This window comes from Streptomyces sp. NPDC055966, assembly GCF_042269865.1.
GTDB lineage: Bacteria > Actinomycetota > Actinomycetes > Streptomycetales > Streptomycetaceae > Streptomyces.
Window position 1 is genome coordinate 389,185 of record NZ_JBHJYK010000001.1, and the last position, 17,039, is coordinate 406,223.

Consider the following 17,039-nt stretch of genomic DNA (forward strand, 5'->3'; position numbering starts at 1 on the left):
TCAGTCTCTCGTCACCCGCACCTCACCGCCCGGCCCTCCCGTCCCGCCGACCGCGAGGGAGCCGTCCCGGTCGGTGCGCAGCACCAGCGCGCCGCCCGCCCGCAGCGCGGCCAGGGTCGCCGGTGCCGGGTGGCCGTACGGGTTGCCGGCCCCGGCGGAGATCAGGGCCACCCGGGGCGCGGCGAGCCGGATCAGGTCCGGGTCCTGGTAGGCCGAGCCGTGATGGGCCACCTTGAGCACGTCCACACCGGCCAGCTCCGCCGCCCGCGGGGACCGCAACAGCGCCTGCTGGGCCGGGGGTTCGAGGTCACCGAGCAGCAGCAGCCGCAGTCCGCCCGAGCGGACCAGCATCGCCACGCTGGCATCGTTCGGCCCGTCCGGCACCGGCGCCCATCCCGCGATCGTGCCCGGCCGTCCGGGGACCCCCGGGTCCGGCGGCGCACCGCCACTCGGCGGGGGCCACAGCACCCGCCAGGCGAGCGGACCGGTGCGCCGCTCCTCCCCGGCCACGGCCCGCATGAGCGGGATGTGCCGTCTCGCCGCCTCCTTCCTGACGAACTCGGCCTGGTCGGCGGGCTCTTCCAAGCCGGTGGTCTCGATCGCGGCGACCGTGCGGCCCCGCAGCACACCGGTCAGTCCCGCGACGTGGTCCGCGTGGAAGTGGGTCAGGACGAGCAACGGGATCCGTGTGATGCCCAGCTGTCGCAGACAGCGGTCCACCGGCACCGGATCCGGTCCGGCGTCCACGACCACCCCGGCGCCGTCCCCCGCCGCCAGCACCGTCGCGTCGCCCTGTCCGACATCGCACATCGCGAAGCGCCAGCCGGGCGGCGGCCAGCCCGTGAGCACCCGGGTCAGCGGTGCCGGCCGGACCACCGCCAGCAGGAGCAGCAGCCCGAGCAGCCCGCACCACCACGGGTGCCGTGACAACCGCCGCCCGGCCAGGACCACGGCCACGGTGACGGCCGCGAGTGCCAGCGCCCCCGGCCAGCTCCCCGGCCAGTCCACGCCCGCGCCGGGCAGCGCCGCCCCGGTCCGGGCGACCCCGGCGATCCATCCCGCGGGCCAACTCGCGCACCAGGCCAGCGCCGTGGCCACCGGCATCGCCACGGGTGCCGTCAGCAGCGCCGCGAACCCCAGCACGGTCGCCGGTGCCACCGCCGCCTCGGCCAGCAGATTGCACGGCACCGCCACGAGGCTCACCCGGGCCGACAGCACCGCCACGACCGGCGCGCACACCGCCTGCGCCGCGGCGGCCGCCGCCAGCGCCTCCGCGAGCCTCGCCGGCACCCCGCGCCGGTGCAGCGCCTCGCTCCAGCCCGGTGCCAGCACGAGCAGCGCGCCGGTGGCCAGCACGGAGAGCAGGAAGCCGTAACTCCGGGCCAGCCAGGGGTCGTAGAGCACCAGCAGCAGGACGGTCGTGGCCAGTGCCGGGACCAGGGATCTGCGGCGCCCGGTGGCCAGTGCGACCAGCGCGAGCGCGCCGCAGGCGGCGGCGCGCAGCACACTGGGGTCGGGGCGGCACACGACCACGAAACCCAGGGTGAGCGCCCCGGCGGCGAGCGCGGTCGCCCGCAGCGAGAGCCCCAGACGCGGGGCCAGGCCGCGGCGTTCGGCCCGCTGGGCCAGTCCGGGCGGCCCGATGAGCAGCGCGAGCAGCACGGTGAGGTTGCTGCCGGACACGGCGAGCGTGTGCGCCAGGTCGGTCTCCTTGAACGCCTCGTCCAGCTCGGGGGTGATCCGCGTGGTGTCCCCGACGACCAGCCCGGGCAGCAGCGCCCGCGCGTCCTCCGGCAGGCCGTCCGTCGCCGCCCGCAGCCCGGCTCTGAGCCGGCCCGCCAGCCGCTGTGGCCCACTGGGCCCCTCGACGATCCGCGGCCCCGGCCGCCCGCGCACCCGCAGCACGGCCGCGGTCCGGTCGCCGCCCGTCAGCGCGGGCGCCAGCCGTCCGCCCAGCCGGAGCCGCGTGGACGGCAGCAGCCCGAGCCAGGCGGCCCGCGTCTCCTGGGCCCGCCGGGCGGCGGCCGCCGAGGTCGCCCCGCAGACCCCGCTCCCTTCCGCCGGGCCGTCCGCCGCACCGCTCCTTCCTCCGGCGTTCCCCTCCGGTGCCGGGACGTCCGCGTCGACGACCAGCAGCACCGGGCTCCGGGTCCGCACCCGGGTCCCGTCGCTCCGCTCGACGCCGCGCACCTCCGCGCGGGCCAGCACCGCCAGGGGTGCCGTGTGATCTCCGCGCACCTTCGGCCGGCTGAGCCAGGGGTCGCCGCTCACCTCGATCTCGGCAGTCACGGTCGCGAACCGCCGGGCCAGCTCGGGCACCGGCCCGCGCCGCGCGTCGGCCCCGTGCAGCCCGGCGGAGACGGCGGCCGCGGCCACGCAGAGCAGCACGGCGGCGACCGAGGCCCGGGCCCATGCGAACCGCCTCGGCATCACCACAGCGCCGGTCCCGCGTGCCCACAGCAGCGCGGCGCCGCCCGCCAGGCAGACCCCTGCCGACGCGGCGGTCCAGCCGGCCGGTGCGTCCAGCGTCAGGGCCGCCGTGGCCCAGGCCGCGAGTGCGGGCGGCACGAGGCGCAGGTCCAGGGGCCCCGCCCGGTCGCCGCGCGAACTCCCCCGCGCCTCGCGCGATGCCTCCCGCCCCTCAGGGCCACGGCCCGCGGTGGTCCCGGGCGGCCCGGTGCCGGTCGCGCGGCTCATGGCCGTACCAGCTCGCGCAGGTCGCGGAAGCGGCGGTCGCCGATGCCGTTGACCTCGCGCAGTTCGTCCACCGAGCGGAAACCGCCGTGCTGGGTGCGGTAGTCGACGATGTGCCGGGCCAGCACCGGGCCGACCCCGGGCAGGGCGTCGAGCTGGTCCGCCGTGGCCGTGTTGAGGGAGACCGGGGCCGCGGGGACCGCGCCCGCCGCCGCGGAGGCCGGACCTCCCGCCGGACCGGGGGGCAGCACCGCCGAGGCGGGCAGGCCGACGACGACCTGTTCGCCGTCGACCAGGAAGCGGGCCCGGTTGAGCCCCTCGACGCTCACGCCCGGACGGACCCCGCCGGCGGCCCGCAGCGCGTCGGCCACCCGGGAGCCGGCCGGCAGCCGCCGGATCCCCGGTTCCCGCACCTTGCCGCTGACGTCCACGACGATCTCCCCGCCCGGCGCCCCCGAGGCGCCCGTGCTCACCCCCGCACTCGCCCCGACGCCCGCACCCGTCTTCGCGTTCTGCCCCTGCCCTTCGCCCCTCTTGGCGTACGGCGCCTCGGCACGCACCACCTGAGGGGCTTTCAGGGGTTCGGGCCGCCCGGCCCAGAAGTGCTGGACGGCGAACACGGCGGCGGCCACGAGCAGCACCGTGAGCGCGACGACGCCCCGCCGCTCCACCCCGCACCGCGTCTGCAACCACACCGGCATCCGCTCCCGCACCGCCAGGCCCACCCGCTCCCGTACACCAGTAGGGGCGGGACCGCCGGGACCGGCGGGTGACAGCGGCTCCAACGGGCCCGTGGATTCGGCTGGTTCGGGGTCGAGCGTCGCCGTGGCCGGCGCCCGCACCTCCCCCTGCGGCGGCCCGTGGTCCGACTCCAGCCGCCGCACCGCTCGTTCGCCGAAGAGGAGTTCCGCTCGGCGGCGCAGTTCGTCTCCCGGCGGCGACGGGCGGAGACCGGCGCGACGGTGATACCGGACCCGCCCGTCCGACGCGGGCCCGCGGCCGGGTCCACTGCTCGCAGCGGTGATGCGTGTACGTGATCGAAGTGCCATGCGACGAGGATGGAACATCCCGCCGACTCGCGATGATCTTGGTTAATTCCCGGGTACTACCGCCCGGTTGTGGAAAACTCCGCCACCCGCACGAGTGAGACGGGAGACCCGTCCACCCCGGTCAGCGGGGCGAGACCACCGCTCCCAGCAGCCCCGGCCCGGTGTGTGCCCCGATCACCGCTCCGACCTCGCTGACATACAGGTCGGCCAGGCCCGGCACCCGTGCCCGGAGCCGGTCGGCGAGGGCGGCGGCGCGCTCGGGGGCGGCGAGGTGATGGACGGCGATGTCGACGTCGGCGTCGCCCGCCCGCTCGGCGGTCAGCTCCTCCAGGCGGGCGATGGCCTTGGACGCCGTACGGACCTTCTCCAGCAGCTCGATACGGCCACCGTCCAGCTGGAGCAGGGGTTTGACGGCGAGCGCGGAGCCGAGGAGAGCCTGGGCGGCTCCGATGCGGCCACCGCGGCGCAGGTAGTCGAGGGTGTCGACGTAGAAGTAGGCGGACGTGCCCGCGGCGCGTTTCTCCGCGGCCGTGACGGCCTCGTCCACCGTGCCGCCTGCCTCCGCGGTCTCGGCCGCGGAGAGCGCGCAGAAGCCGAGGGCCATGGCGACCATGCCGGTGTCCACCACCCGCACCGGCACCGGCGCTTCACGCGCCGCGAGGACCGCCGCGTCGTAGGTGCCGGACAGTTCGGCGGACAGGTGCAGCGAGACGATGCCGGCGGCGCCGGACGCGGCGACCCTGCGATAGGTCTCCGCGAACACCTCGGGACTCGGCCGGGACGTCGTGACGGGGCGGCGCTTCTGCAACGCCTGGGCGAGCGAGCGGGTCGAGATCTCCGTGCCCTCTTCGAGCGCCTCGTCACCGAGGACCACGGTCAGGGGTACCGCGGTGATGCCGTGACGCTCCATCGTCCGGGGCGGCAGGTAGGCCGTTGAATCGGTGACGATCGCGACATGGCGGGACATGAGCTGGAGGTTACCTGCCGTAGCGCGCACGCGGCAGCCCGGCCCCCGTCGAGGGGAACGCGGCGCTCCGCTCAGGCCGTGCTCTCCGGGCGGGGCTTCTTCTGCCAGGGGTAGGCGGGGCGGGGTGCCGGCGGGGTGATCGCCTGCGGAGCCGGGTCCTCGGCGGGACCGGAGCCCGGGGCCCAGGACTGGGTGTGCTGCGCCGCCCGGTCCCCGGCGTCGGAGGCGTCGGGCCACGGCGTGGGCGGCGGCTGGGCCGGCCCGGCCGGCGTCCAGTGGCGCAGGGCGTCCGCCTCCAGGTCGATCTGGTCGCTGAGCGCGCCGAGATCGTCGTCGCAGAAGCGGCGGGCCCGGTCGCGCACGGCCCAGCGCAGGGAGTCCGCGGACTTGATGACGCGCTCGGTACGGCCACGCAGCTCGGCCAGCCGCTCTTTGACCTCGGCCCGGTCGGGATCGGCCTCCAGGCGCCTGAGGTCGGCGTCCAGCTGATGCCCGTGCGCGCTGAGCCGCTCGAAGAGGCCGAGGGACTCCTTGAGGGACTCGTCCTCGGCGGAGCCCGTGCGCAGCGCGTCCTGGGTGGCGCGCATCGACGTGCGCAGCGTGAGCCTCAGCTGCGCGATCTCTGCGGTGGGGCCGACCTGGACGAAGGACTTCGCGCGCAGGGTGTGGTCCTCGACCGTGCGCCGGGCCTGCTCGATCGTGCGGTCCACGCCGCGTTTGGCGGCGGTGATCGCCTTCACCGTGGCGTACGCGCCCAGGCCGATGAGCACCAGGACGAGTAGGGCGAAGACGGCGATCACTGCTTCCACGACGCTCCTCCTCCGGCGGACGCGGCACTCACCGCCGCACTCCCCACGGTAAACGCCGCGGGCAGGCCCGGAGTTCCGGAAGAACCCCGAACCTGCCCCGAGTCTCCCCGTAGGGGTCAGCGCTGGGAGATCATCCCGTGACGATGTTCACCAGCTTCGGCGCGCGCACGATGACCTTGCGGACGGTCGCGCCGTCCAGTGCCCGCACGACGGCCTCGTCGGCCAGGGCGACCTTCTCCAGCTCCTCCTCGGAGATCGCCGGTGCCACCTCCAGGCGGGCCTTGACCTTGCCCTTGATCTGCACGACGCAGGTCACGGTCTCGTCGACGACGTAACTCGGGTCGGCGACCGGGAAGTCCTGGTGGACGACCGAGTCGCTGTGGCCCAGCTTGCGCCACAGCTCCTCGGCGATGTGCGGGGCCAGCGGGGCCACCATCAGCACCAGCGACTCGGCGACCGGACGCGACACCGCGCCACCGGCCTTGGTCAGGTGGTTGTTCAGCTCGGTGACCTTGGCGATGGCGGTGTTGAAGCGCAGGCCCTCCAGGTCCTGGCCGACGCCGTCGATGGCCTTGTGCAGGGCACGCAGCGTGTCCTCGTCGGGGGCCGTGTCGACCACCGTGATCTCGCCGGTGTCCTCGTCGACGATGTTGCGCCACAGCCGCTGCAGCAGCCGGAACTGGCCGACCACCGCGCGCGTGTCCCACGGCCGGGAGACGTCCAGCGGGCCCATCGCCATCTCGTACAGGCGCAGGGTGTCGGCACCGTACTCGGCGGCGATCTCGTCCGGAGTCACCGCGTTCTTCAGGGACTTGCCCATCTTGCCCAGCAGGCGGCTGACCTGCTCGCCCTGGTAGTAGTAGGCGCCGTCGCGCTCCTCCACCTCGGCGGCCGGCACGGCGATGCCGCGGCTGTCGCGGTAGACGTAGGCCTGGATCATGCCCTGGTTGAACAGCTTGTGGAACGGCTCCGCGGAGGAGACGTGGCCCAGGTCGTACAGGACCTTGGACCAGAAGCGCGCGTACAGCAGGTGCAGCACGGCGTGCTCGGCACCGCCGACGTACAGGTCGACACCGCCGTGCGGCTGGCCCGCGCGCGGGCCCATCCAGTACTGCTCGACCTCGGGGTCGACCAGCTTGTCGTCGTTGTGCGGGTCCAGGTAGCGGAACTCGTACCAGCAGGAGCCGGCCCAGTTGGGCATGGTGTTGGTCTCGCGGCGGTACTTCTTCGGCCCGTCGCCCAGGTCCAGGGTGACGTTGACCCATTCCTCGTTGCGCGACAGCGGCGTCTCGGGCTGGGTGTCGGCGTCGTCCGGGTCGAACGTGCGCGGGCTGTAGTCCTCGACCTCGGGCAGCTCCAGCGGCAGCATCGACTCGGGCAGCGCGTGGGCGGTGCCGTCCTCGTCGTAGACGATCGGGAAGGGCTCGCCCCAGTAGCGCTGGCGGCTGAACAGCCAGTCACGCAGGCGGAAGTTGACGGTTCCCTCGCCGATGCCCCGCTCCGCCATCCACGCGGTGATGCGGGCCTTGGCCTCGGCGACGCCCAGGCCGTCCAGGGAGATGTCGTCGTTCGAAGAGTTGATGATCTTCGCGTCGTACGACCCGAAGGCGTTCTCCCAGGTCGACGTGTCCGTGCCACGGCCGTCGGAGGGTTCCACGACGCAGTGGATCGGCAGCTCGAAGGCGCGCGCGAACTCGAAGTCGCGCTGGTCGCCCGCGGGGACGGCCATGATCGCGCCGGTGCCGTAGCCCATCAGGACGTAGTCGGCGATGAAGACCGGGACCTGCTCGCCGTTGACGGGGTTGGTCGCGTACGCGCCGATGAAGACGCCGGTCTTGTCCTTGGCCTCGGCCTGGCGCTCGACGTCGGACTTCGAGGTGGCCTGTGCGCGGTAGGCGGCGACGGCCTCGGCCGGGGTGGCGTGACCGCCGGTCCACACCGCGTGCGTGCCCTCGGGCCAGGCCGCCGCGGTGAACTTCTCGACCAGCGGGTGCTCGGGCGCCAGCACCATGTAGGTCGCGCCGAACAGGGTGTCGGGGCGGGTGGTGAAGACCGTGATCTTCTCGCCGTCGATCGGGAAGTCGACGCGGGCGCCCTCGCTGCGGCCGATCCAGTTGCGCTGCTGCAGCTTGATGGCCTCGGGCCAGTCCAGCTCCTCCAGGTCCTCCAGCAGCCGGTCGGCGTAGGCGGTGATGCGCATGTTCCACTGGCGCAGCTTGGCCTTGAAGACCGGGTAGTTGCCGCGCTCGGAGCGGCCGTCGGCGGTGACCTCCTCGTTGGCCAGCACGGTGCCCAGGCCCGGGCACCAGTTCACGGGCGCGTCGGAGGCGTACGCCAGGCGGTACTCGCCCAGGACGTCGGCGCGTTCGCCGGCGCTCAGCTCGCTCCACGCGCGCGTGGAGCCCGGGACCGCACGCTCACCGGACTCGAACTGCGCGATCAGCTCGGCGATCGGGCGGGCCTTCCTCGCCTCCTCGTCGTACCAGGAGTTGAAGATCTGCAGGAAGATCCACTGGGTCCACCTGTAGTAGTCCGGGTCGATCGTGGCGAACGAGCGGCGCTTGTCGTGGCCCAGGCCCAGCCGGCGCAGCTGGGACTTCATGTTCTCGATGTTGGCCTCGGTGGAGACACGCGGGTGCGTGCCGGTCTGCACGGCGTACTGCTCGGCGGGCAGGCCGAAGGCGTCGAAGCCCAGGGTGTGCAGGACGTTGTGGCCGGTCATGCGCTGGAACCGGGCGTAGACGTCGGTGGCGATGTAGCCCAGCGGGTGGCCGACGTGCAGGCCCGCACCGGAGGGGTACGGGAACATGTCCATGATGAACTTCTTGGGCCGGGCGACGATCTCAGGGGCGCCCGCCAGGTCGCCCTTGGGGTTCGGGGCCGCGTAGGTGCCGTCGGCATCCCAGAAGTCCTGCCAGCGTGCCTCGATGTCGGCCGCCATGGCGGCCGTGTAGCGGTGCGGCGCGACCTCCGCCGACGTGGCGGCGGCGGCAGCGGGGTTCGTCTCGCTCATGATCCTCAAAGCTCCATCGATCGTCTCTGCCTGCGGCTGTTCAAAGAAACGAAAAATCCCCTCACACAGGAGGGGACGCCGCGCCGATGCCGACCTCACGGGTACGACCGGGGTCGGTGCTGATCAGCGCGGCCCGCTAAGCAGAAGGCGTACGGCACGCATGGCGTTAGGGTACCGCAGGCCCCGAGCGGGCCGCGACGGCCTTGAGCAAGCCGGGACGCGCGTCCGTATCCCTTGTGGACATGCCAGGAACCCGCCGGAACTGAACCAAGGTCAAGAAATACATCGCGTACTGTCCCCTAAGGGACACCGTCCAGTCATATTGCCCGTTGATAACAACGCAATAACTGAAACCCCGTACCGATCGGTATGGCGCCGCTTAGAGTTCGGCAGCGGGACCGCTTTCCCGAAACTGCTCGGAGTTGCCCCCATGAACCCTCGTCGTAGTACCAGCTCCCTCCCCAAACCGGGCCGCTCGGCCTACGGAGTGGCGACCGCCGTCGCCCTGCTGCTGATACCCGTCAGCGTGCTGGTCGGAGGCACCCAGTACGTCGATTTCCTGAACTTCGGCGCGGGCGTGATGTCCCTGGTCTCGCTCAGCTGCTCGGTGATCTGGGGCCTGTTCGCCCAGGACCGGATCTTCCTGAACATCCGGCAGCGGATCGTCGGCCAGGCGGTGCACCGCACGCTGGGGATCGCGTCGATCGCGTTCCTCCTGCTGCACATCGTCACGAAGATCGCGCTCGGCCACACGCAGGTGATCGCCGCGATCATTCCGTTCTCCCTCGGCATCACCGGAATCGGCGGCCTGATCGGACTGGGGTCGGTGGCGGGCCTTCTGATGATCTTCGTGGGCATCACCGGCGCCCTGCGCAGCAATTTCGCCACCCCGGCCCCGGTCGCCGCCCGCTGGCGCGCGATGCACATGCTGTCCTACCCGGCCTGGTGCGCGGCGCTGGTCCACGGCCTGTACGCGGGCCGTCCGGTGAAGAGCCCGTTCTTCACCTACGCGTACGCGCTGTCGCTGATCGCCGTCATGGCCGCCCTCGCGCTGCGCGCCGCCCCGCGCCCGGTCAAGCGCAGGGTCGCCGACCGCCTCGTGGCGCTGTTCGGCAGCTCGGAGCGGCCGGGACTCGACGAGCTGGACGCGAGCCGCTCCCGGGTCGCCGAGGCGGGCCTCGCGGGCTTCGGAAGCGCCCGCGAGCCCCGCGAGCCCGAGGCGACGGCGGCCACGGCGGCACCGCTGTACCAGACCCCCGCAGCCCCCTCCGGGCAGCCGGCGTCGGGGTTCGCGGCCGCCTACCGCGCGGTGTCCCCGCGCGGTGGCGCCCAGCAGCCGTTCGCGGCCGGCCAGACCGCCCGCATGGACCTGCCGCTGGACCTCCAGGCCACGGAGGCCCTCCCGCGCGTGGACGGCCCCTCCAGCACCTCGGGCAGCTGGCCGATCCCCTCCCCGCCGCCGGTCGGCGAGGCCCCGCCGTCCGCCTACGACCCGCTCCAGGACACCGGATTCAACATCCCGGTCTACGACAATCCGGGCACGTCCGGATACGGCGGAAGTGAGATGTACGACACCGGTGAGACAAACGGCCGGTATGACACGTACAACGCCAGTGACACGTACAACAACGGTCCCTCGACCGGACCGCTGCCCGGTTCGTCCTTCGACGCACCGGGTTCGGGCGAGTCCTGGAACACCCCGTCCGGAGGCTTTAAGTGAACGAGGCCCTGCCCGACGTCCCCGAGGTCCGCGTCGTCGGCCTTCCCCAGCTGACGTCGGGCTTCGACCTTGTGGAACGACTCGACCTGCCCATGCACCTGAAGGTGCACGGGCCGCTCGACCCCCTGGGCGGCGAACAGCTCGCCCAGCTCGCCGAGAACATCAACCTCAAGGGCCGCGGCGGCGCCGGCTTCCCCTTCCACAAGAAGCTGCGCTCGGTCGCCGAGTCGGCGATCAAGCGCGGGGTGCGGCCCGTCGTCGTGGTCAACGGCAGCGAGGACGAGCCCGCCTGCCGCAAGGACACGGTGCTGATCAACCGCGCCCCGCACCTGATCCTGGACGGCGCGCTGCTGTGCGCCGAGGCGCTCGGCGCGCGCACGCTCGTGATCGGCGTCACCCGCGAGTCGACCCAGCGCTCCATGGAGGCCGCGCTCGCCGAACGCGGGCTGAGCAACAGCCGTAGATCGGCGCTGCGCGCGTGGGTGCAGCGCAACCCCGTGCGCATGGTCACCGGCGCCGCCGCGTCGCTGATCCGCTCGGTCGACGGCGGCCCGGCGATCCCGCCCGGCCGCAAGATCAGCGCCTCGCAGAGCGGTGTCGGCGGGGCACCCACGCTGCTGTCGAACGCCGAGACGTTCGCGCAGCTGGCCATCGCCGCCCGCATCGGCCCGGAGCGCTACGGCAACACCGGCCTGTACGACGAGCCGGGCACGGTCATGCTGACCGTGTCCGGCGCGGTGGCCCGCCCGATGGTCCTGGAGGTCCCCACGGGCGTGCCGCTGCGCTACGTGCTCCAGCTGGCGGGCGCCCCGCCGGTGCCGCAGGGCGTGCTGACCGGCGGCTACCACGGCAAGTGGATCGACGCGGCGACCGTCGACGAGGCGATCGTCTCGCGCAACTCCCTGGACGCGGTGGGCGGTTCGCTGGGCGCGGGCGCGATCCTGCCGATCAGCCAGGACACCTGCCCGCTGGGCGAGTCGCTGCGGGTAGCGCAGTGGCTGGCCGAGGAGAGCGCGGGCCAGTGCGGCCCCTGTTACCTCGGACTGCCCGCCGCCGCGCGCGGGATGGAGGACATTCTCAACGGCGGCGGACCGGCCGCCCTGGAGGCGCTCAAACAGGTCGCGAAGAACGTCAAGCGCCGCGGGGCGTGTTCGCACCCGGACGGCTCGGCGATGTTCCTGGAGTCGACCATCAAGGCGTTCACCGACGACCTCGCCGCCCACGTCCTCGGCAACGGCTGCGGACGGCCCGTGGAAGGCGTTCTGCCGCTCTTCGAGGGCGGCAGAACCCCTACGGGCATCCCGGGCGGCGGAGAGCCCGAGGAGACCGGCGCCAGCCGCCAGAAGATCTACGTCGACTGGACGCTGTGCCGGGGCCACGGGCTGTGCGCCGACATCCTGCCCGAGGTGTTCGAGCTGGGCGCCGACGGTTTCCCGACCGTCGCCCAGGCGCAGGTGCCGCGCTACGCCGAGGCCAAGGCGCTGCGCGCGGTGCGCCGCTGCCCGGCGCTCGCCCTGCGCCTGGAGGAGGACACGCGCGGCCAGGCACCGTCGCGCAACCTGCCGGTTCTCTCGCAGGGCCGCGGCCGGCGGGCCCTGGGCCGCTGAGCGGACCCGCCCAACACGTCGAAGGCGGACCATCCTCGGGATGGTCCGCCTTCGACTTCTGTGGAGCTAAGGAGAATTGAACTCCTGACCTCCTGCATGCCATGCAGGCGCTCTACCAACTGAGCTATAGCCCCTTGTTTTGTTGTTTCGCCCGGTTCCCCCGGCGACGTCGTAAACATTACAGGGCCGGGAGCGGAGCGCAAAATCGGTTTCGGAGCCGCACCAATACGCTCACGTATGTCCGCTTTTGCACTGAAGCTGTCAGGCCGTCACGAAGGAGTAGAACCGCTTGAGCGTGCAGTGCTCTTCGAGGAGGCGGCCGTAGATCGGCTCGCCCTCCAGCTCCCGGTACGTCTCGATCGGGTCGCCCTTTATGATCAGCGCCCGCGCGCATTCCTCGCACCAGTACTGGTAGTCGGGGTTGATCGGCTCCATGTCACGGACGATCGGCGTACCGCTGCCGCACCAGTCGCACTTTCGCCTGTGTGCACCCATCGATCAGCTCCAGCTGTGGCCGCAGGCCGTGCACACGTAGGAGATTCCGCCGTTGTCGCCGAGGACTTGGGCCACGTGCGCGGAACCGCAGGAAGGGCAGAGCAGCCGGGTCGTCGTGTTCCGTATCAATGCCGCACCGAGGAGGTCGCCGCCCTCCCCAAGGATGCTCGCAGGCATCGCTACTCCCTCCCGTCGGGCCGCGCCCCCTTCCGGCCGTTTGATTCTGCCACGGGAACGCCTCCGGAGGGGTATACGAGCACGGGACCCCGAGCGACTCAAAGGCCGCCGCCGACAAACAGAAGATCCCGCCCCCTCAGGGGACGGGATCTTCTCACCGATCTCTGACACTCGACAGAGTGTCGATCAGTGGAGCTAAGGAGAATTGAACTCCTGACCTCCTGCATGCCATGCAGGCGCTCTACCAACTGAGCTATAGCCCCTTGTCACGCGGCGGAGCCGCATGATGTTTCGCTTCCCGCTCGGCGGGGCGAACAAGAAGAACTCTAGCCTGTGACCTGCCGGAAAGTGAAATCCGGGGTGCGCGAGCCCCGGCGGGTCGGCCGGCGGGTCAGTCGTCGTCGCCGAGGACGGGCTCCGGGAGGGTGCCGGCGTTGTGCTCCAGCAGGCGCCAGCCGCGGGCGCCCTCGCCCAGCACGGACCAGCAGCAGTTGGACAGACCGCCGAGGCTCTCCCAGTCCCGGGCCGCGAGCCCGAGGAGCCGGCCGATGGTGGTGCGGATGGTGCCGCCGTGGCTGACGACGACGAGCGTGCCGTCCTCGGGCAGCTTCTCGGCATGCCGCAGCACGACGGGGGCGGCCCGGTCGGCGACCTCGGTCTCCAGCTCACCGCCGCCGCGGCGGACCGGCTCGCCGCGCTTCCACGCGGCGTACTCCGCGCCGTGGCGGGCGATGATCTCCTCGTGCGTCAGCCCCTGCCACACGCCCGCGTACGTCTCGCGCAGGCCCTCCTCGCGCGTGATGTCGAGGCCGGTGAGGGCGGCCAGCTCGGCGGCCGTGTGCGCCGCCCGCTGGAGGTCGGACGAGACGATCGCGTCCGGGCCCAGGGAGGCCAGCAGCCGGGCGGCGCGGCGGGCCTGGCCGACGCCGGTCTCGGTCAGCGCGACGTCCGTGCTGCCCTGGAAGCGGCGCTCGACGTTCCACGCGGTCTGGCCGTGCCGCCACAGGATGATGCGGCGGCCGCGGCCCTTGCGGTCGGTGACCTCGCCGGTGGCGCTCATCACCACTCCCCGCCCGGCCCCTGGTCGGCCTCGGCGGCCTGCTGCTTCGCGTGCTCCTCGGCCTTGCCGCGGGTGGCCTTGGCGTCGGCGGGCAGCTCCAGCTCGGGGCAGTCCTTCCACAGCCGCTCCAGGGCGTAGAAGACCCGCTCCTCGCTGTGCTGGACGTGGACGACGATGTCGACGTAGTCGAGCAGGATCCAGCGGGAGTCGCGGTCGCCCTCGCGGCGCACCGGCTTGGCGCCGAGTTCCTTCTGCAGGCGCTCCTCGATCTCGTCGACGATGGCCTTGACCTGGCGGTCGTTCGGCGCGGAGGCCAGCAGGAAGGCGTCCGTGATCGACAGCACGTCGCTGACGTCGTAGGCGATGACGTCGTGGGCGAGCTTGTCGGCCGCCGCCTGGGCGGCGGTGTGGATGAGCTCAAGGGAACGGTCGGTGGCGGTCACTACATGGCTTTCCGTCGGCGGTCGTTTGCCCTCAAGGGTCTCACGGACCGCCCGGGGCACCCCACGTGATTAAAGGGTCGCGCAGGGTGCCCCGGCCGGGAGGCGGCCAGGAGGCGGACGGTCAGGAGGCGGACGGTCGGTAGTCCTGGCCGAGTACGACCGAGACGTCGGCGCCCGAGGAGACCGTGCCCTTGGCCACGGCGCCGCTCGGCAGGCCGAGGGTCTTGGCGACCTCGGTGGCGTTCTGCTTGTGGGAGGCGTCCGAGTAGAGCACCTTCGAGACGGCCTGGGTGCCGGTGGCGCTGCCGCCCTCCAGGAACGTGAAGCCGCCGTTGAGGAGCACCACGCGGGCCTTCTCCGTGTCGTCCTTCACACCGGTGGCGTTCTGCACGGAGACCCGGATCGCGGAGCCGGCGTCGGGGCTCTTCGCGGTGCCGCCGAGGATGTCCTTCACCACGCCGTCGCTGGTCTTCGCGCTCAGTGTGCCGTCGGTCTGCACGGGCAGCAGGGCGGTCTTGTAGGCACCGCTCTTGGCGAGGTCGGAGAGCTTGGCGAGGAAGGTGCCGAGGTCCTTGTCGGTGAGCGGCGGGTCGAGGATCTGCGCCAGGGTCTGCACCGTGGTGATCGCCGCCGACGGGTCGGACGACAGCTTGCGCAGCGTGCCCTGCATGACCTGTCCGAACCGCTCCAGCTGGGCGTTCTCGTTCTCCCCCGGGGCACGGTAGGTGGCGTAGGCGACGGCCGTCTTGCCGCTGAGCGTCTGCTGGCTGCCCTTGTGGACGAGCGGCTCGGCGCCGGCCTTCTTCGAGCTCGGGTCGGGCACGTCGGCGTTGGTGTCGATGTCGATGTTGCCGACCAGGTCGACCAGGTTCTGCAGGTAGGGGGTGTCGAGGCGCCAGGTGGCCTGGATGTTCGTGCCGAGGACGGTGCCGAGCTGGTCGCGGGTGCCGGAGGAGCCGTCGCCGTCCACCGACTTGGCGAGCGTCGTGGTGGCGCCCGAGTCGTCGCTCAGGGCGAGGTTGTTGGGCAGCAGCACGGTGCTGCCCTGCTTGGTGGTGGTGTTGTCGACCAGCAGCGCCGTGGACGTGCCGCCCTTGTCGGTGTTGTGCAGGTGGACGACGATCACGTCGCGCTTCTGGGCTCCGACGGGCGTGGCCGCGCCGGGCTTGGCGGCCGCGGAGGACAGGCCGGGCAGCTTTCCGGCGTACCAGAGGTAGCCGACACCGCCGACGGCGACCAGGGCGAGGACGACGACCAAGGCGATCAGCCGGCCGCGGGCGCGGCGCCTGGCCTCCTCGCGGCGTTCGGTGCGGTTCTCGGTGAAGTTCAGCCAGTCGATGACGTCCTCGGAGTCACCCTCCGGGTCCTCGACGAACGCGAACTGCTCGGTGCGGTAGTCCCGTTCGACCCCGTCCCGGGTCTCCGAGTGCCGCTCCCCCGGCTCCCCCGGCCCCTGTGCCGGGCCGGGCTGGTGCGGGATGTGGGCGGTCTGTCCGGCGGCCCGGGGCTGCTGCCCGCCAGCCGCGCCCTGCCCGTACGGGTCGTAGCCGGGCACCTGCTGGGTGCCGGTCCCGTACGGGTCGTACGGGTTCTGGGCGGCATAGGGGTCGTACGCCGGCTGCTGCCCCGAGTCGTAGGAGGGCACGGGCGGCTGCTGGCCGGTGGCGTAGGGGTCGTAGCCGTAGCCCTGGTGCTGGGCGTACGGGTCGTAGCCGGGCTGCTGGGTGTGCTGGGCCTGCTGTGCCGGGACCTGCTGGTAGACGGGCCGGCCGTACTCGTCGTAGCCGACGATCTCGTACGGGTCGGCGCCGTAGCCGCCATTGCCCGTGTCGTATCGGTCGTTCACCGGTGCCCCTCTCGGCTCACTCGCCGCGGTACAGCTCGCGCTTGGCGATGTAGCGCACGACTCCGTCCGGCACCATGTACCAGATGGGGTCTCCCTTCGCGACTCTCGCACGGCAGTCTGTGGAGGAGATGGCGAGCGCGGGAACCTCGACCAGCGAGGCGCCGCCCTCGGGAAGGCCGGGGTCGGTCAGGTGGTGGCCGGGCCGGGTGACGCCGATGAAGTGCGCGAGGGAGAACAGCTCCTCGCTGTCGTGCCAGGTCAGCAGCTGGGCGAGCGCGTCGGCACCGGTGATGAAGAACAGGTCGGTGTCGGGGTTGAGGGCCCTGAGATCGCGCAGGGTGTCCACGGTGTAGGTCGGACCGCCGCGGTCGATGTCGATGCGGCTGACGGAGAACTGGGGGTTCTCGGCGGTCGCGATGACCGTCATCAGGTAGCGGTCCTCGGCCGGGGAGACCTTGCGGTGGGACTTCTGCCACGGCTGGCCGGTGGGCACGAACACCACCTCGTCCAGCTGGAACTGCGCGGCGACCTCGCTGGCCGCCACCAGGTGTCCGTGGTGGATCGGGTCAAACGTCCCGCCCATGACGCCCAGGCGTCGCTTGCCCGTGTGCACGGGGCCGGTAGGCATGTCCTGCTCTCCCATGCGTGCAGACCCTACCGGCCCGGCCTCGAAGGTCCCGCCGGGGACGGGGTTCCGGCTCAGCGGTCGCGGTTGAACCGCGTGGTGATCCACAGCAGGAGCAGCAGGATGACGAAGGCGCTGCCGCCGGTGATGGCCGGGTTGAGGCTGTTGTGGTGGCCGCCCTCGGCTTCGGCGAGGGTGACCATCTGGGCTGCGGCGCTGTGAAGGCTCATCTTCGGCAGGACCTAACGCGTGTGGGCGGGATAAAGATGTCGGCTCATCGTATGCGGGCGGTCCGGCGACGATCACGCCGACTCCGCCGTTGGGGCCCGGCGGGGAACTTTCGCCGCCGCTCAGTCGTCCTTGCGCTTGTAGCCCCTGAGCAGGAACCAGGCGGTCAGCGCGCAGCCCAGGACCATCACGACCAGAACGACGCGGAGCAGATTCCCGGACCCGTGCTGCTGGACGGCGCTGGTGGCGGCCTCGGTCAGCCAGGCGGCTGCGGGGTGGTGATCCATCGGTGGACTCCTTCGGCTG

General features: G+C 72.3%; 15 protein-coding genes and 2 tRNA genes. 2 read left to right on the forward strand and 15 right to left on the reverse strand.

The features are described from left to right. The 5 genes from ACFC8N_RS01825 to leuS all read right to left on the reverse strand — a co-directional run bounded on the left by ACFC8N_RS01825 (position 1) and on the right by leuS (position 8,532). On the reverse strand, positions 1 to 2,697 hold the full coding sequence (locus ACFC8N_RS01825; RefSeq protein WP_376285446.1) for a ComEC/Rec2 family competence protein: 2,697 nt from the start codon (positions 2,695 to 2,697) through the stop codon (positions 1 to 3). Then, complete coding sequence (locus tag ACFC8N_RS01830) at positions 2,694 to 3,743, reverse strand: helix-hairpin-helix domain-containing protein (RefSeq protein ID WP_376285449.1); 1,050 nt, start codon at positions 3,741 to 3,743, stop codon at positions 2,694 to 2,696. Before ACFC8N_RS01830 ends, ACFC8N_RS01825 begins: the two co-directional genes overlap by 4 nt. A 121-nt stretch (positions 3,744 to 3,864) precedes the next feature. Beyond that, a complete protein-coding gene (locus tag ACFC8N_RS01835; protein WP_362823190.1) occupies positions 3,865 to 4,710 on the reverse strand; it encodes a DegV family protein in 846 nt (281 codons plus the stop codon). Positions 4,711 to 4,781: 71 nt separating this feature from the next. Then, positions 4,782 to 5,519 (reverse strand): hypothetical protein, encoded by a 738-nt coding sequence (locus tag ACFC8N_RS01840; RefSeq protein WP_376285452.1) that lies wholly within the window; start codon positions 5,517 to 5,519, stop codon positions 4,782 to 4,784. 130 nt (positions 5,520 to 5,649) lie between these two features. Next, positions 5,650 to 8,532, reverse strand: a complete 2,883-nt coding sequence (leuS, locus tag ACFC8N_RS01845; RefSeq protein WP_376285455.1) for a leucine--tRNA ligase — start codon at positions 8,530 to 8,532, stop codon at positions 5,650 to 5,652. Positions 8,533 to 8,962: 430 nt separating this feature from the next. Between leuS and ACFC8N_RS01850 the strand changes: the two genes are divergently transcribed. Next, positions 8,963 to 10,252, forward strand: a complete 1,290-nt coding sequence (locus ACFC8N_RS01850; protein WP_356037569.1) for a cytochrome b/b6 domain-containing protein — start codon at positions 8,963 to 8,965, stop codon at positions 10,250 to 10,252. Continuing rightward, positions 10,249 to 11,859: an NADH-ubiquinone oxidoreductase-F iron-sulfur binding region domain-containing protein gene (locus ACFC8N_RS01855; protein ID WP_356037571.1), complete on the forward strand. Its 1,611-nt coding sequence runs from the start codon at positions 10,249 to 10,251 to the stop codon at positions 11,857 to 11,859. Before ACFC8N_RS01850 ends, ACFC8N_RS01855 begins: the two co-directional genes overlap by 4 nt. Before the next feature lie 61 nt (positions 11,860 to 11,920). Here ACFC8N_RS01855 and ACFC8N_RS01860 read toward each other — a convergent pair. The 10 genes from ACFC8N_RS01860 to ACFC8N_RS01905 form a co-directional block, all read right to left on the reverse strand. Continuing rightward, positions 11,921 to 11,993, reverse strand: a tRNA-Ala gene (locus ACFC8N_RS01860). Between the two features lie 127 nt (positions 11,994 to 12,120). After that, positions 12,121 to 12,354: a hypothetical protein gene (locus ACFC8N_RS01865; protein ID WP_006136074.1), complete on the reverse strand. Its 234-nt coding sequence runs from the start codon at positions 12,352 to 12,354 to the stop codon at positions 12,121 to 12,123. 3 nt (positions 12,355 to 12,357) lie between these two features. Then, complete coding sequence (locus tag ACFC8N_RS01870; RefSeq protein WP_225100930.1) at positions 12,358 to 12,531, reverse strand: hypothetical protein; 174 nt, start codon at positions 12,529 to 12,531, stop codon at positions 12,358 to 12,360. Positions 12,532 to 12,721: 190 nt separating this feature from the next. Further along, positions 12,722 to 12,794 (reverse strand) — tRNA-Ala (locus tag ACFC8N_RS01875). Positions 12,795 to 12,922: 128 nt separating this feature from the next. Continuing rightward, positions 12,923 to 13,591 (reverse strand): histidine phosphatase family protein, encoded by a 669-nt coding sequence (locus ACFC8N_RS01880; protein WP_356039563.1) that lies wholly within the window; start codon positions 13,589 to 13,591, stop codon positions 12,923 to 12,925. Beyond that, positions 13,591 to 14,034: a ribosome silencing factor gene (rsfS, locus tag ACFC8N_RS01885; RefSeq protein ID WP_356039560.1), complete on the reverse strand. Its 444-nt coding sequence runs from the start codon at positions 14,032 to 14,034 to the stop codon at positions 13,591 to 13,593. Before rsfS ends, ACFC8N_RS01880 begins: the two co-directional genes overlap by 1 nt. A gap of 121 nt (positions 14,035 to 14,155) precedes the next feature. Next, the gene (locus tag ACFC8N_RS01890; RefSeq protein ID WP_376285462.1) at positions 14,156 to 15,880 is read right to left on the reverse strand and encodes a LytR C-terminal domain-containing protein; all 1,725 of its coding nucleotides are present in this window, start codon (positions 15,878 to 15,880) and stop codon (positions 14,156 to 14,158) included. A 16-nt stretch (positions 15,881 to 15,896) separates the two neighbouring features. Beyond that, positions 15,897 to 16,523: a nicotinate-nucleotide adenylyltransferase gene (nadD, locus tag ACFC8N_RS01895; protein ID WP_356039555.1), complete on the reverse strand. Its 627-nt coding sequence runs from the start codon at positions 16,521 to 16,523 to the stop codon at positions 15,897 to 15,899. Positions 16,524 to 16,579: 56 nt separating this feature from the next. Then, the gene (locus tag ACFC8N_RS01900; RefSeq protein WP_177235161.1) at positions 16,580 to 16,735 is read right to left on the reverse strand and encodes a hypothetical protein; all 156 of its coding nucleotides are present in this window, start codon (positions 16,733 to 16,735) and stop codon (positions 16,580 to 16,582) included. A gap of 120 nt (positions 16,736 to 16,855) precedes the next feature. Beyond that, positions 16,856 to 17,020 carry a hypothetical protein gene (locus ACFC8N_RS01905; protein ID WP_356039552.1) on the reverse strand — a complete coding sequence of 55 codons (165 nt, stop codon included), beginning with the start codon at positions 17,018 to 17,020 and terminating at the stop codon, positions 16,856 to 16,858. Positions 17,021 to 17,039 lie beyond the last annotated feature (19 nt).

Coding starts and splice junctions, on each gene's coding strand:
- nadD (WP_356039555.1), bottom strand. CDS start 16,523: ATGGGAGAGCAGGACATGCCTACCGGCCCCGTGCACACGGGCAAGCGA.
- leuS (WP_376285455.1), bottom strand. CDS start 8,532: ATGAGCGAGACGAACCCCGCTGCCGCCGCCGCCACGTCGGCGGAGGTC.
- ACFC8N_RS01835 (WP_362823190.1), bottom strand. CDS start 4,710: ATGTCCCGCCATGTCGCGATCGTCACCGATTCAACGGCCTACCTGCCG.
- ACFC8N_RS01825 (WP_376285446.1), bottom strand. CDS start 2,697: ATGAGCCGCGCGACCGGCACCGGGCCGCCCGGGACCACCGCGGGCCGT.
- ACFC8N_RS01865 (WP_006136074.1), bottom strand. CDS start 12,354: ATGGGTGCACACAGGCGAAAGTGCGACTGGTGCGGCAGCGGTACGCCG.
- ACFC8N_RS01850 (WP_356037569.1), top strand. CDS start 8,963: ATGAACCCTCGTCGTAGTACCAGCTCCCTCCCCAAACCGGGCCGCTCG.
- ACFC8N_RS01870 (WP_225100930.1), bottom strand. CDS start 12,531: ATGCCTGCGAGCATCCTTGGGGAGGGCGGCGACCTCCTCGGTGCGGCA.
- ACFC8N_RS01905 (WP_356039552.1), bottom strand. CDS start 17,020: ATGGATCACCACCCCGCAGCCGCCTGGCTGACCGAGGCCGCCACCAGC.
- ACFC8N_RS01880 (WP_356039563.1), bottom strand. CDS start 13,591: ATGAGCGCCACCGGCGAGGTCACCGACCGCAAGGGCCGCGGCCGCCGC.
- ACFC8N_RS01830 (WP_376285449.1), bottom strand. CDS start 3,743: ATGGCACTTCGATCACGTACACGCATCACCGCTGCGAGCAGTGGACCC.
- ACFC8N_RS01900 (WP_177235161.1), bottom strand. CDS start 16,735: ATGAGCCTTCACAGCGCCGCAGCCCAGATGGTCACCCTCGCCGAAGCC.